Genomic DNA, 13,761 nt, shown 5'->3' on the forward strand with positions numbered 1-13,761 from the left:
CAACACCAAAACACAGGTTTCAGCTGGCACTGCGCAGCAGGAACCATTATTCTGGCCGTACGTTATAAGTATGATTTATATTTCAGTTTTATTTAACGGAGGCTCTCATGGCTCGTGACGCAAAAAATATCAACGACACCCAGACGAGCAACACAGAAGAATTACAGGCGCAGATTGCACAACTCAAACAGGATATTGCATCCCTTGCCGCCACACTGTCTGATATCGGTTCACAAAAAATCAACCAGGCCAGACAAAACGCATCCGAGAACTATCAGGATATTTATGAACAGGGTGAAAATGCTATTCATGCACTAAAAAATCAGGCTTATTCACTTGAGGAACAAGTAACTGATTATGTGCGGGAGCGCCCTTTGACAACGCTGGCGCTGGCCGCCGCGGCCGGCTATCTTTTCTCCGCAATCACACGGCGCTGATATGCTGAAACGCCTTATCCCGCTTTTGACCGGCCTTGCTGACGCTGAAATGAAGGCTGCAGCTGCACGCACCAAACGCAATATCACATTCTTTACGATTATCACTCTGGCCACTCTTCTCACCGTCATATTTCTGGTTATTGCCGCTTATCTTGCCCTCACTGTCCGGTTCGGGCCTGTAATAAGCGCATTGCTGATTGCCGCAATCTGTGCAGTGGTGGCGTTTTTTGCCTTTGCCCTCAACCGGATATATGAGAAAGCGCACAAAAAGCGGCAGGCGGAACGTCGCGCCGCCATTGATACCAATGCCGCACTCACCGCCGCAGCCGTTGCAGCCGTGCCCACATTTCTAAAACGACCTGTACTGACAATTGTCCTGCCGCTGGCAGGCCTTGCCGTCTTGTCAATCTTATCCGGCAAAAACAGCAAAAAAACAGACCACGATGAGTAATTAAAAAGAGCGCATGGTTACCTGTGCTGACATATTATCAGGCCCGTAATCATAATTGCCTGTCACATTCAGCAGTTCCTGCAAACGCACACGCGCACGGCTGACGCGGCTTTTAATAGTGCCGATTGCGCAGCCGCATATTTCCGCCGCCTCTTCATAAGAAAATCCGGAGGCGCCGATCAGAATAATCGCTTCACGCTGATCATCCGGCAACTGGCTGAGCGCATGGCGGAAATCCTGCAAATCAAGTGAGCCATATTGTGCAGGATGCACAGCCAGCCGCTGCGTGTGATAGCCTTCTGTATCCTGCACTTCACGGCCGCGCTTGCGCATCTGACTATAAAACTCATTGCGCAATATTGTAAAAAGCCACGCTTTAATATTCGTGCCCATAATAAAACTGTCGCGCTTGCCCCAGGCTTTCATGATCGTATCCTGCACCAGATCATCAGCCTTATCCGGTTGTCCGGCAAGAGAAACCGCAAAAGCACGTAACGCCGGAAGAGCCGCAAGCATCAGGCGTTTAAAGTCGTCCTTCTCCTCCACCATAGGCATCAGTTCCCTGAAACTGAGGATAATTTATGCTCAGCCTGATCCAGTTTTTCCAGCAGATCGAGAAAACGCTCCGGAATTGCCTCTTCCTGAATACCCGTATAAAGCGCCCGCAATTTAAGCCCGATCTCACTATTAGAGCCAAGCTCATCACCCGCATTGGCTCCGTCGCACATTCTGTCATGCTGCGTGGTATTTTCTTGCGCCTGTGCAGTCATATTATCATCTTGCGCCTTCAAAGAATTTTTACAGTTCATCGCATCCGTATTCCGGTTGATTTGCTGGTATTTTCCGGCCAGTTGCATAGGCGAAGCTTGCCGCAATTCATAGCTACCTGTTTTTAAAACCCCTTATTATGCGCATTCTCCGGCAACTTACATTTGTTCAAATCCGCGCAATTAAAGAACATGTAATACCGCAGGAGCTGCAATGGAAAATACGCAATTACAATAAAATGCAGCATCGAAAAATTAGTTCCTGCAGCAGGAACATTTATAATTGCCAGACGTTTTAAAACCATACAATCTGATATGTCACTTCAGTCTGTAGCCAGTCTTCCTGACGGAGCATTCAATGTCACTATCCACACGTATTGCACCACATCTGCCCTATTTGCGGCGTTTCTCACGCGCCGTAACCGGCTCGCAGGCAGCCGGCGATGCCTATGTTGCTGCAATTCTTGAAACCCTGATTGACGATATCTCCGTATGGCCTGACTGCTCATCCGATAAGATAGCACTCTACCGCCTATATTCCAGTATTTTTGACCGCACATCCATTGAAATACCCGATAATGCCTCATCCGCCGTATGGGAAAAACACGCCGCGCGTAATCTTGCCCTGCTCACCCCGCGCTCACGGCAGGCTTTTCTGTTGGTTTCGGTTGAAGGATTTAATGAACGGGAAGCAGCAGAAATTCTTGATGAAGATCAGGCCGGATTTGCAGCTCTTCTTGCTGAGGCGTCTGAACATATCTCCCGCCATATCGCCACACGCATCATGATCATTGAAGATGAACCGCTGATTGCAATGGATATTGAGCAAATGGTTGAAGAGCTTGGCCATGAGGTTACCGCCATTGCCAGAACCCGTAAGGAAGCCGTTTCTCTGTATCATCAAACCAAACCGGCCATGATCCTGGCCGATATTCAATTGGCTGATGGCAGCTCCGGCATCGATGCTGTGAACGAAATTCTCAAACAGGACAATCTGCCGGTTATATTCATCACCGCCTTTCCTGAGCGCCTGTTGACAGGAGAAAGACCGGAGCCGGCTTTTTTGGTCACCAAACCGTTTAATCCGGATATGGTCAAGGCGCTGATCAGTCAGGCATTGTTTTTTGAAGAGGAGGCAACAGCGCAAGCCTGACACGAAGAGAAGGCGCCTCTGCCTTACAGGAAAATATCCCAGCCACAATACAAAACGGCTCGGGCAAAACGGCTCAGGCAAAACCGCTCGGAACCAAATCCGCAACCATTCGTTTCAGGTCAGGCAAACAAACAGATCTGCCGCGCCGCGGTTTATCACCTGTGCAATGCCCGCTATATCGGTGAGATAACAGAAAGCACATATGTTATGGCGCCAACTGCCTCTTCAACCAATTACAGCAGCACCGGCCAGATCCGGCTGCGCTCCCTGCTCCGCGCCATACGCAACAGCAATGTTGCCGTTTTTTACCAAACACCGGACCTCTGTTACGCCTGGGCAGAAAATGTGCCGGCATTCTGGCAATTATGCTGGCAAGCCGGCATCAGCGAACAGGATCTTATGCCGCGCCCCATTGCAGAAAAACTTATGCTTGCCAAAGCACGGCTCCTGCAAAATGGTGAGGCACAACGCCTTGAAATCGCTTTTACTGAAAAGAACAATCCGCGGTGGTACGAGTTTTTCATTGATCTGGATAAAGATGAAAACGGAGCAATTATCGGCATTGTCACCACCGCAGTTGAAATCAGTGAGCTGAAACACCGTGAACAGGTTCTTAAAATCCTGCTGCGCGAGGTCAGTCACCGCTCAAAAAACCTTCTGGCAGTCATTCAGAGTATCGCCGCACAGACAGCGCGTTATTCCGGCTCTGTTGATCAATTTCTGCACAAATTTCGCGGACGGCTTTATTCCCTTTCCCATTCGCAGGATCTGGTAACCGATTCCAACTGGCATGGTGCAGCGTTTCACGATCTTTTAAACGCACAACTGCAAAAATATATCCACCTCAAGGATGAGCGCCTCAAGATCGAAGGGGAGAATGTCTACCTGTTCCCGGGGGCAGCCTTGCATATCGGGCTTGCACTCCATGAGCTTATTGTTAATTCCGCCTCCTATGGCGCCCTTGCCTGCAATCACGGCAACCTCACCATCTCGGCAAGGCTTGGCACCAACAACAAGGGGGAAACAGATCTGGTAATTTGCTGGAAGGAACTCAGCCCCACGGCGGAAATCCCCCGTCTCCAACCACAAAAAATATCAGAGAAAAACAACCATGGCAGCAAGGCAGGCGCAGCGCAACATTTTGGCAGTGCTGTTTTGCTGCGCATTGTACCACAGGCTGTTAACGGCACAGCAAGCTATGATATTCACAACGGTCTTGTAGAATACAGGCTGCACATTCCCTATCAGCATTTTGATTATTGATAATTGCCAGCCTTTACAGCCAATCATGAGCCGGCATAAACCGCGTTGATTGCCAAGAAATGCTAAAAGCTAATAGTAGCGCAGGGACAATAGTGGCGCGCTCCGGAGATAAATCATCCGGAAGCGCGCGAGACCGGAAATAGGGGGCGTATTTACGGTCGGTAAAAAACATGATTGCGAGAAAACATGCTTTCTGTTGGCCATAACGCATCAAACAACAAAAAGTTTCATCCCGGCATAATAAAAACCAGAAAATAATCGATTTTTGTTATCAATATAAAAAAGAAGATGATTTTACCTGCAATATCAATAAGATAATAAAATTTATAACACTGTTTTTGAAGAAACCTGCTTTGCGGCTTTTAATAGGAAATTCGTCAATTCCGCTTTTTTAGTCTGCCTTGATTTTCCGGCCGTAAAGCTCAAAGCGATGATGAATAATCTCATAGCCGAGAGAGCGGGCAATCTCTTCCTGCAATTTTTCAATCATTTCTGAATGGAACTCAATCACATCACCGGTATCCATATCAATCAAATGATCATGATGCTCATTACCGGCCTGTTCAAAGCGTGACGGCCCGCCATCAAAGGCATGACGATGAATTGCACCCTGCTCCTCCAGCAATTTCATGGTGCGATAGACTGTTGAAAGCGAGATGCTCTTGTCAATCTCAACAGCACGGCGGAAAATTTCCATTGCATCGGGATGACCATCAGACTGGGCAAGAATATCAAGAATAACCCGACGCGGGCGCGTAATCCGCACGCCGGCTTCACGAAGCTGTTTCTCGTAATCAGTTTTCATTATCATAATCCCCATAGAAGCCCTTTGTACCAAGATCGGAAACACAGGCGCAAATGCGGGTAAACACGCAAATTATGACTGCAAAACCCTGTTTTACAAGCAGGGCTTTTGAGAAACACAAATATCAGTTTTGCAAAACCTGTGCTTCAGGTCAAATAACAGCCGGATACAGAATCTCTGTAAGCATGTTTATAAATTTACGAAAGACAATCAAAGCCTTTATCCGGCTTTACCGGCAAGAACACAAAGATTTAACAGGTAAACGCGGCAACTTATCATAGCGCCGGCAAAGCGGCGTAAACCGCTCTGCCGGCATAATGCAACAGGCGGTAAAATGCCGGCAAGGGCACGGAACCACCTGTTGATCAGCTTATTTTAAGATTATTCAAGATTGCCAAGACGCATACGGCCAACAAAACGGGATTTGCGGTAATCATAGATCATGATTTCCGTACCGCCATCTGGCAGCAGGGTTTCAAGTGAAACCAGATCACCTGAAAGGCTTTGCGAGAGCAGGCGTGTTCCCGGCGCAAGTTCCAGTTGTGATTCAACAAGCGGCAAAACATCATCCTTGACAGCCCCCTGCCCTGAAACTCCGGCCCCGGAGTTCCCCGGAATATCCGCTTTGGGGTTGTGCCCCGGAATATCTGATTGAGCTGCCGCGTTTTCTGCTGTATCGGGAGCCTTGTTAATTTTATAGATAACAGCACTCAGCACGGCCATCAGACCTATGACCATGATGGCAATTGATATGATCAACAGGCGAACCATTTTGCGGCGAACACGCTCCATAGCCGGATCGATCTGGGGTTCCTGATATGCCTGCGCAGCATATTGATGCGGTTCCGGATGTTCCTGATAATAATGGTCCTGCATTAAAGTCTCCGATTACTGGTATCGCGAGGCGTGATAACGAAGGGAAGAGACGATTGAAAGAGCTAATTGCCGATGCCGATGCCGCAGGAAAACGGCTTGATCAGTGGCTTGCTTCTCAACTCACGCCTGATCTTTCACGAAATCGCATCCAATCACTCATAAGTGCCGGCCATGTGCTGGTTGACAGCCGGATTGTGCGCGAGCCTAAGCACAAATTGCGCGAAGGTTCAATTATTACTCTGCACATTCCGCAAGCCGAACCAGCTGCTCCACAGCCGGAAGACATTCCGCTTGATCTCCTTTATGAAGATCATGACATAATTGTGGTCAACAAGCCTGCAGGGCTGGTTGTTCACCCGGGAAATGGCAATTGGAACGGAACTTTGGTTAACGCTTTGATACATCATTGCGGTGAAAGCCTCTCCGGCATCGGTGGCGTCAGACGGCCGGGGATTGTGCACCGGCTGGATAAGGATACGTCCGGCGTTCTGGTGATTGCCAAACACGACAAGGCGCACCAAAATTTAAGTGCGCAATTTGCTGATCACGGCCGCACCGGTATGCTGGAGCGCGCCTATCTGGCACTGTTATGGGGTATGCCGGAGCGCCCCGCCGGCACGATTGATACCTGGCTCGGCCGCTCCCGCCGCGACCGCACCAAACAGGCAGTGGTGCCGGAAGACCGTGAAGATGCCCGCCACGCAATCACCCATTATATGGTTGAAGAGCGGTTTGGTGAAAAGGACGATGCCACAGCACTTGCCTCACTTGTGGAATGCCGTCTGGAAACCGGCCGCACCCACCAGATCAGGGTGCATATGGCGCATATCGGCCATCCGCTGATCGGCGATGATGATTATGGCAGCGCCTATAAAACCAAGGCCAATCGCCTGACCGGTGAATTGCAGGAAACAATCCGGAATTTTCAAAGGCAGGCGCTTCATGCACGCCTTCTGGCCTTTGAGCATCCTGTAACAGGGCAATTTATGGAATTTACTACCGATATGCCGCAGGATATGCAAAAACTTCTGCATGCTTTTCGCCAAGGCGGGCTGGACGCAAAGTAATCGCAATCTTCAATATTGACGGATTAAATTTTTGTAATAACCGGAGAGAAGCCAAAAACACTCTCCGGCTTTTCTTTGCCATTATCAATTTACATCAAATAATATCCATATTTTTCATATTGTTAGGGAAAAGCTGACGGCGGACCATAATTTTATAGTCATATTGATAAAATTCACGTGTCCTGTCATTATCACCGTGTTTTTGCCCTAATTTTTCCTATATACTCACTTTATGCGACGAACTGCCTGAAATGGTGATCAGGCACAGGTTCGCCTTCAAGGGAACCTGTCATAAACAGGAGGGTGCTCTATGGCCCGTACAACATTACCGGCAATTACCGCAGGTGACGGCGGTCTTACGCGTTATCTGGATGAAATCCGCCGCTTTCCTATGCTGCAGCCGCAGGAAGAATATATGCTCGCCAAACGCTATAGCGAGCATGGGGATCCGGAAGCCGCACATAAGCTTGTAACAAGCCATCTTCGCCTTGTGGCTAAAATTGCCATGGGATATCGCGGCTACGGCCTGCCGATCGGCGAAGTTATTTCTGAAGGCAATGTCGGCCTGATGCAGGCTGTTAAGCGTTTTGAACCGGAACGCGGCTTCCGCCTTGCAACTTACGCAATGTGGTGGATCAAAGCCTCGATCCAGGAATATGTGCTGCGCTCGTGGAGCCTTGTTAAAATGGGCACCACAGCCAATCAGAAACGTCTGTTCTTCAATCTGCGCAAGGCAAAAAACCGTATTCAGGCACTGGATGACGGCGATCTCAACCCTGAACAGGTAAAAGAAATTGCCAATCGCCTGAGTGTAACGGAAGAAGAAGTTGTTTCAATGAACCGCCGCATGAGTGGCGATGCCTCACTTAATGCGCCGATCCGCGCCGCAGAGGGCGAAAGCGGCGAATGGCAGGACTGGCTGGTGGATGACAGTGCCTCACAGGAACAAATGCTGATTGATGAGGATGAACTGAACAACCGCCGCACCATGCTGGAATCAGCCATGTCCAAGCTCAATGAGCGTGAACGCCGGATTTTTGAAGCCCGCCGTCTGAGCGATGAGCCGCTGACACTGGAGGATCTTTCCGCAGAATTTAGCATCAGCCGTGAGCGTGTACGTCAGATTGAAGTGCGCGCCTTTGAAAAAGTTCAGGAAGCCGTTATGGCGGCTGCTCGGGCAGCATAATCTGCATAACACGCAGCCTGCAAAACAGGGCTGTTATTGATTAAATAAAAACCGCCTTCTTTATAAAAGAAGGCGGTTTTCTTTTACCCTTTCAAATGAAGAGCGGCAGATTGCTTTTCAGCCGTCCTGTATGCCTGCATGCCCATAAGAGTATTTCAGCTTTCAAAAAATACTGAAATTCCCTAATTGGCAGATGGAGCGCTGTTGCTCCAGTTTTTCATAACCTCATCAAATACCTTATCCCCCGGCACGCCTTTTTCCATGCTAATCAGCGCACGGCGGCCATTGCGATAGGTTATAGGAATATCAATCCACTGCTGGCGGCGCATCAAGGCCATATTCATATCCACCGCAGTGCGCGCATCATTCAAGGCGACGAGGAAAAAATTATCCGCAATTTTCATCGGTATAGCTGCCAGCGGATTGCCCGCTGCCTGTTCCGAATCCTTGAAAGTAATACGCTGCACATTTTCAATCACGCCGCCGGAAAAATCATCCGGCACAGTAAAGATCATCTCAATAAGATGGCTTGCCGGAATAGACTGATCCGCATTACGGCGGATTGTCATGCGCAGGCTGATTTTCGCATCAGGAAAACTCACATCAGCACGGATGGCCGGCTCATCCGGCGCGCCATCGCCCGGCGAATCCTGCACCACAGACCAGACAGCACTGCCCTTAACTGCCGGTGATGTTTCACCACCGCGCTGCTCTTCATAGAAGAAGGCGCTCTGGCCAACAGGGATTGGTTGTGATTGTGCGGCACCTGCAGGTGATGTCTGCCCGTTTGCCGGCGCTGTGCCGCTGGCAGCGGCTGTTGATGTGCCCTCACCAAAATTGGAGCCGCCATTGCCTGCGCCCTCATCAACCTCACTGCCATCCGGCAGCAATCGCTGTGTCAATTTTTGCTCGCTCTGCGGTTTATTTTCCGGTGGCTGGGCTTGCTGTGGCTGCGCCTGCGTCTGACTGTCAGCTTCCTCGCTATCAACATTATCGCCATCTCCGGCATCTTCTCCGGCATCCGTTCCCTCATCCGCAGATTGATCACCCGATGTCAAAGAGGCAACATAATCCCTGATCTGATCCTGATAGGTCCAGCCGGCATATCCGGCGCCGCCCAGAAGCAGAAGCGCAATCAGCCCGATTATCAGACCCTTACCGCGGTTGCGCGGCTCATCATCATAATCAGAAGCACTATAAGACGGGCGCCCTGCAAAGCCTGCATCATCATCGCGCGCATCCTGCAGATTATCATCCGCATTATCAACGGTTCCTTCATGCGGCGCATCGGATAATGCCGGATCAGGCTCAGTCCGCTCTTCAGCAACACCGGCTTCCTGCACGGCTTTCAGAAAATTTTCCAGCGGATCTGTTGTCTGCTCAGGCTGCGCCGCCTCTTCGGCCGCGCGCTCTGCAGCACGATAATCCGCTTCCACTTCTTCAATCGCGGCTTCCAATATCTGGCGCTGCTTTTGTGCCATGGCATCCGATGCATTGACCGCGGAAAGCTTTTGCTCGATTGTCGAGCGGGCCTTTGCATAGACACGCTGGCGCAACGCCTCATCAGGGTTTGCCTGTGCATCAATTGTCTTTTTCAGTACCGCTGCGAAATCTGCCATACTTTTCTATATCCGTTGCTGACGATTGAAATCTGCTGCCCTGTACACTTATCCGGCGCAATCTGCAGCAGCATCACCAAAAATCAGATGAAGCCTGAATGTTTATTAAGCATAAGTCTTAACGAATGCAAAGTTTACCGTATATTTCAACCTGTTAGAAGCGCCTAACTGCACCAATTGTGGCAAAAAAGTGCCTGTTTTATCAAAAAATAACCCATAAAACAGGGTGAACCACCCTGCCACAACAATCAGGCAGACTATAAATCAAAAAAGGCGGAATAAAAATTCCGCCTTTAAATCCTGTATTTTTTTGCATTCCGCAGGCAAATGCCGCAGGATTAATCCTGAAACGGATCTGTAACCAGAATAGTATCTTCACGCTCCGGACTGGTCGAGAGCATAGCAACCGGCGCGCCGATCAGCTCTTCAATATGGCGCACATATTTCACCGCCTGCGCCGGCAGCTCGCTCCATGAACGTGCGCCTGCTGTTGTCTGCTTCCAGCCTTCCAGCGTTTCATAAATCGGCTTGACACGCGCCTGCGCATCCATGGAGGCCGGCAGATAATCAATACGTTTGCCGTCCAGCTCATAGGCCACACAGACCTTGATCTCATCCAGACCATCCAGAACATCAAGCTTGGTCAGTGCAATGCCGGTAATACCGGAAGTGCGCACAGTCTGCCTGACCAGAACCGCATCAAACCATCCGCAGCGGCGGGAGCGGCCGGTATTCACGCCCACTTCCCGGCCAACAGTTGAGAGATGCTGACCGATCTCATCATTCAGCTCACAAGGAAACGGCCCTTCCCCCACGCGGGTGGTGTAAGCCTTGGTAATCCCCAGCACATAGCCAATCGCTGTCGGGCCAAGGCCTGAACCGGCAGCAGCCTGACCGGCCACGGTATTGGACGATGTAACAAACGGATAGGTTCCGTGGTCATTATCGAGAAGCGCACCTTGTGCGCCTTCAAAAAGAATACGGGCACCGGCCTTGCGCTTGTCATCCAGAATTTTCCAGACCTGATCCACATAAGGCAGGATCTTGTCAGCCACTTCCGTCAGCTCTGCATGGATTGCATCAACCGAGATCTCTGCAAGCCCCATACCACGGCGCAACGCATTGTGATGTGTCAAAAGCCGTTCAATTTTAGGACGCAGGCTTTGCGGCTCCGCCAGATCAATCACACGGATTGCGCGGCGGCCGACCTTATCTTCATAGGCAGGTCCGATGCCGCGCTTGGTGGTGCCGATTTTCAAACCGGCTGATCCATCTTCACGAATGGCATCCAGCTCACGGTGCAGGGACAGGATCAGGGGAGCATTTTCAGCAACACGCAACACCTCAGGCGTTACCTCAACCCCCTGTGCACGCAGTTTTTCAATCTCTGTCACAAAATGGTGCGGATCAACAACAACACCATTGCCGATAACGGAAAGCTTGCCGCGCACCAGCCCGGAAGGCAATAATGCAAGCTTATAGCTTACACCATCAATGACCAGCGTATGACCGGCATTATGGCCGCCCTGATAGCGCACAATCACATCGGCGCGTTCCGACAACCAGTCAACGATCTTACCCTTGCCTTCGTCACCCCATTGTGAGCCGACGACGATCACATTAGCCATGAAGAAAACTCCTCAGTACAAAATGTACAGCTTGTTTGGAATTTGAATCGAGCCTGTGACACATAGAGCATTTCCCGCAACAATGCGTAGCGATTTTACGTGCAGATAATGCGCCTAAACAAACACTTTAGGCCCGTTCCTTTCTAAAACGCGCTTTCATTCAAAACCCGCGCTTTTTTACAGAACGTGAGCTTCTATACAGCGTCACAATTAAAAGTGCGACTCCCGATTGCCGGAAATCGCACCTGTTCATGCAAAAACAGGCTTATTTATTCAGATTGCGCACCATAAATCGCGCATCAGCCGAATAGCTGAGCAGTTTTTCCCGCAGATCCGGCACATCCTGCACCACAAAACCCTGTTTTTCCCAATAAGGCTGCGAGCCATTTACGGCCACAAGTGACAGTGAGTCGAAACCATGCGCCAGCGCAATATCCTTCAGCAATTGCACAAGCTTGCGGGCGGCCCCCAAGGAACGCGCCTGCGGCAACAGCGCCACATCATGAAAATAATAAGTATCGGCATCCTCTGCCATGCGATGCAACAACGTGTTGAGGGCTGGCGCGCAATGACGGCGCCAAGGATGGCTGAAACTATAGCCGAGCAATTGGCCTGTCCCTTGCAAAACCAGAGCACCCTGCGCAAAAACCTTCAGGCGATCAGCAAAAATGGCCGGATCTTCCGGAAAGTCCGGATGCACAATACAGCTCATCGCATGCACTTCCGCAAGATCAGCTTCACACATCTGCCGCCATTGCGCCTTGAACGGCGCCGGATCTGCCGACATTAACAACCTCTTTTGAAAGAATATTCCGCAACAACCGGACAAGCGCCGGACAAGCAAATGACGGGAAAACCTGATTTTCCCGTCATTATATTTTTATACGATACTTTATACTTAATCTGCCGCCACATCAAAAACCAGTGGCCGCGCCTGCACAATTGCCTCATTGGCACGCAGAACATCCAGCACCGCTTCCGGAATACGCTCATCAAGATAAAGCAGCGCAATTGCATCGCCGCCCATACGTTCACGACCAAGCGAGAAATTAGCAATATTCACACCATGCTGACCGCAAACCGTTCCCAGCCAGCCGATCATGCCCGGCGTATCATTATTGGTGGTATATAGCATATGCCGGCCGACTTCCGCATCCAGATTAATTCCCTTAATCTGGATAAAGCGCGGCTTGCCATCAGAAAAGCATGTGCCGGCAATCGAACGCGTACGCTTGGTGGTGCGCACAGTGATCTTGATATAGCCGTCAAACACACCCGATTTATCGCGCTTGACTTCCGATACAATAATACCGCGCTCCTTCACCATAACCGGTGCAGAAACCATATTCACATCAGAGACCTGCGGGCGGATAAGACCGGCAAGCGCCGCGCTGATCAGGGCACGTGTATTCATGGTTGCGGTGGAGCCGTCAAAAAGAATTTCCACTTCCTGAATAGGCTCATCCGTCACCTGACCGATAAAGGCGCCCAGCACCTCAGCCAGTTTGACAAAAGGTTTCAGGCGCGGTGCTTCTTCCGCAGTAATCGACGGCATATTGATTGCATTGGTAACAGCGCCCTTGATAAGATAATCCGCCATCTGCTCGGCAACCTGCAATGCTACATTTTCCTGCGCTTCCGAGGTGGAGGCGCCAAGATGCGGCGTGCATACCACATTTGGCAGTTCAAATAATTCTGATTCTGTTGCCGGTTCCACTTCAAAAACATCAATACCGGCACCGGCCACCTTGCCGGATTTCAAGGCTGCAACCAGATCTTTTTCAACAATCAGGCCGCCGCGTGCGCAATTGATAATCCGTACGCCGTCTTTCATCTTAGCAATATTTTCTGCATTGATGATATTGCGGGTCTTATCAGTCATCGGTGTGTGCAGGCTGATAAAATCTGCCCGTGCCAGCAATTCATCCAGTTCCAGCTTTTCCACGCCCAGCTCTTCAGCGCGCGCCTCTGAAAGAAAGGGATCAAAGGCAACAACATGCATTTTGAGGCCGATAGCCCTTGTGGCAACAATGGAGCCGATATTGCCGCAACCGATAATGCCAAGTGTTTTGCCGGTAATTTCCACACCCATGAAGCGGTTTTTTTCCCACTTGCCGGCACGCGTTGACTGATCTGCCTCCGGCAACTGGCGGGCAACAGCAAACATCAGCGCAATCGCATGTTCCGCAGTGGTGATTGAATTGCCAAAAGGCGTATTCATCACAATAATACCGCGTCGCGATGCAGCCGGAATATCCACATTATCCACACCAATACCGGCACGGCCAACCACTTTAAGATTGGTTGCAGCGGCAATCAGCTTATCGGTTACTTTGGTTGCCGAGCGAATTGCCAGACCATCATATTGGCCGATGACTTCCAGAAGTTTTTCTTTATCCTTGCCAAGATCCGGCAGATAATCCACTTCTACGCCGCGATCCTTAAAGATCTGCACTGCGGTTGGCGACAATTTATCCGAAACGAGAACACGAGGTGCCATAACAGCCTC

General features: G+C 50.2%; 14 protein-coding genes. 6 read left to right on the forward strand and 8 right to left on the reverse strand.

What is annotated here, in order from left to right; genetic code table 11:
- The first annotated feature begins 107 nt into the window (after positions 1-107).
- Together ACSTTO_RS01870 and ACSTTO_RS01875 are read left to right on the forward strand one after the other, a co-directional pair.
- A complete protein-coding gene (locus ACSTTO_RS01870; protein ID WP_439271420.1) occupies positions 108-437 on the forward strand; it encodes an ElaB/YgaM/YqjD family protein in 330 nt (109 codons plus the stop codon).
- Position 438: 1 nt separating this feature from the next.
- Entirely contained in the window at positions 439-888 is a 450-nt protein-coding gene (locus ACSTTO_RS01875) for a hypothetical protein (protein WP_439271422.1), read from the forward strand.
- On the opposite strand, the gene ACSTTO_RS01880 is transcribed toward ACSTTO_RS01875, so the two are convergent.
- Both ACSTTO_RS01880 and ACSTTO_RS01885 read right to left on the reverse strand, forming a co-directional pair.
- Positions 889-1,443, reverse strand: a complete 555-nt coding sequence (locus ACSTTO_RS01880; protein WP_439271423.1) for an RNA polymerase sigma factor — start codon at positions 1,441-1,443, stop codon at positions 889-891.
- The gene (locus ACSTTO_RS01885) at positions 1,443-1,616 is read right to left on the reverse strand and encodes a NepR family anti-sigma factor (protein WP_439271517.1); all 174 of its coding nucleotides are present in this window, start codon (positions 1,614-1,616) and stop codon (positions 1,443-1,445) included. The genes ACSTTO_RS01880 and ACSTTO_RS01885 overlap by 1 nt, the downstream gene beginning before the upstream one ends.
- A 397-nt stretch (positions 1,617-2,013) precedes the next feature.
- Here ACSTTO_RS01885 and ACSTTO_RS01890 point away from each other — a divergent pair, with 397 nt between their 5' ends.
- Together ACSTTO_RS01890 and ACSTTO_RS01895 are read left to right on the forward strand one after the other, a co-directional pair.
- Positions 2,014-2,808, forward strand: a complete 795-nt coding sequence (locus ACSTTO_RS01890; RefSeq protein WP_439271424.1) for a response regulator — start codon at positions 2,014-2,016, stop codon at positions 2,806-2,808.
- 207 nt (positions 2,809-3,015) lie between these two features.
- Entirely contained in the window at positions 3,016-4,071 is a 1,056-nt protein-coding gene (locus ACSTTO_RS01895; RefSeq protein ID WP_439271425.1) for a sensor histidine kinase, read from the forward strand.
- Between the two features lie 391 nt (positions 4,072-4,462).
- Here ACSTTO_RS01895 and ACSTTO_RS01900 read toward each other — a convergent pair whose 3' ends face one another.
- Positions 4,463-4,891: a Fur family transcriptional regulator gene (locus ACSTTO_RS01900; protein WP_439271427.1), complete on the reverse strand. Its 429-nt coding sequence runs from the start codon at positions 4,889-4,891 to the stop codon at positions 4,463-4,465.
- Between the two features lie 366 nt (positions 4,892-5,257).
- Positions 5,258-5,752, reverse strand: coding sequence for a hypothetical protein (locus ACSTTO_RS01905; RefSeq protein ID WP_439271428.1), 495 nt, complete (start codon positions 5,750-5,752; stop codon positions 5,258-5,260).
- 53 nt (positions 5,753-5,805) lie between these two features.
- Here ACSTTO_RS01905 and ACSTTO_RS01910 point away from each other — a divergent pair, with 53 nt between their 5' ends.
- Together ACSTTO_RS01910 and rpoH are read left to right on the forward strand one after the other, a co-directional pair.
- The gene (locus ACSTTO_RS01910; protein ID WP_439271429.1) at positions 5,806-6,819 is read left to right on the forward strand and encodes an RluA family pseudouridine synthase; all 1,014 of its coding nucleotides are present in this window, start codon (positions 5,806-5,808) and stop codon (positions 6,817-6,819) included.
- A gap of 310 nt (positions 6,820-7,129) precedes the next feature.
- Positions 7,130-8,005, forward strand: coding sequence for an RNA polymerase sigma factor RpoH (gene rpoH, locus ACSTTO_RS01915; RefSeq protein WP_439271431.1), 876 nt, complete (start codon positions 7,130-7,132; stop codon positions 8,003-8,005).
- Between the two features lie 182 nt (positions 8,006-8,187).
- Here rpoH and ACSTTO_RS01920 read toward each other — a convergent pair whose 3' ends face one another.
- The 4 genes from ACSTTO_RS01920 to serA form a co-directional block, all read right to left on the reverse strand.
- Positions 8,188-9,624: a transcriptional regulator gene (locus ACSTTO_RS01920; protein WP_439271433.1), complete on the reverse strand. Its 1,437-nt coding sequence runs from the start codon at positions 9,622-9,624 to the stop codon at positions 8,188-8,190.
- 338 nt (positions 9,625-9,962) lie between these two features.
- Positions 9,963-11,252: an adenylosuccinate synthase gene (locus ACSTTO_RS01925; protein ID WP_439271434.1), complete on the reverse strand. Its 1,290-nt coding sequence runs from the start codon at positions 11,250-11,252 to the stop codon at positions 9,963-9,965.
- Positions 11,253-11,517: 265 nt separating this feature from the next.
- Positions 11,518-12,039: a GNAT family N-acetyltransferase gene (locus ACSTTO_RS01930; RefSeq protein ID WP_439271436.1), complete on the reverse strand. Its 522-nt coding sequence runs from the start codon at positions 12,037-12,039 to the stop codon at positions 11,518-11,520.
- A gap of 111 nt (positions 12,040-12,150) precedes the next feature.
- The gene (serA, locus tag ACSTTO_RS01935; protein WP_439271437.1) at positions 12,151-13,752 is read right to left on the reverse strand and encodes a phosphoglycerate dehydrogenase; all 1,602 of its coding nucleotides are present in this window, start codon (positions 13,750-13,752) and stop codon (positions 12,151-12,153) included.
- Between the last annotated feature and the right edge of the window lie 9 nt (positions 13,753-13,761).

Origin of the sequence: Pseudochrobactrum albidum, from assembly GCF_051851455.1 — a bacterium.
GTDB lineage: Bacteria > Pseudomonadota > Alphaproteobacteria > Rhizobiales > Rhizobiaceae > Pseudochrobactrum.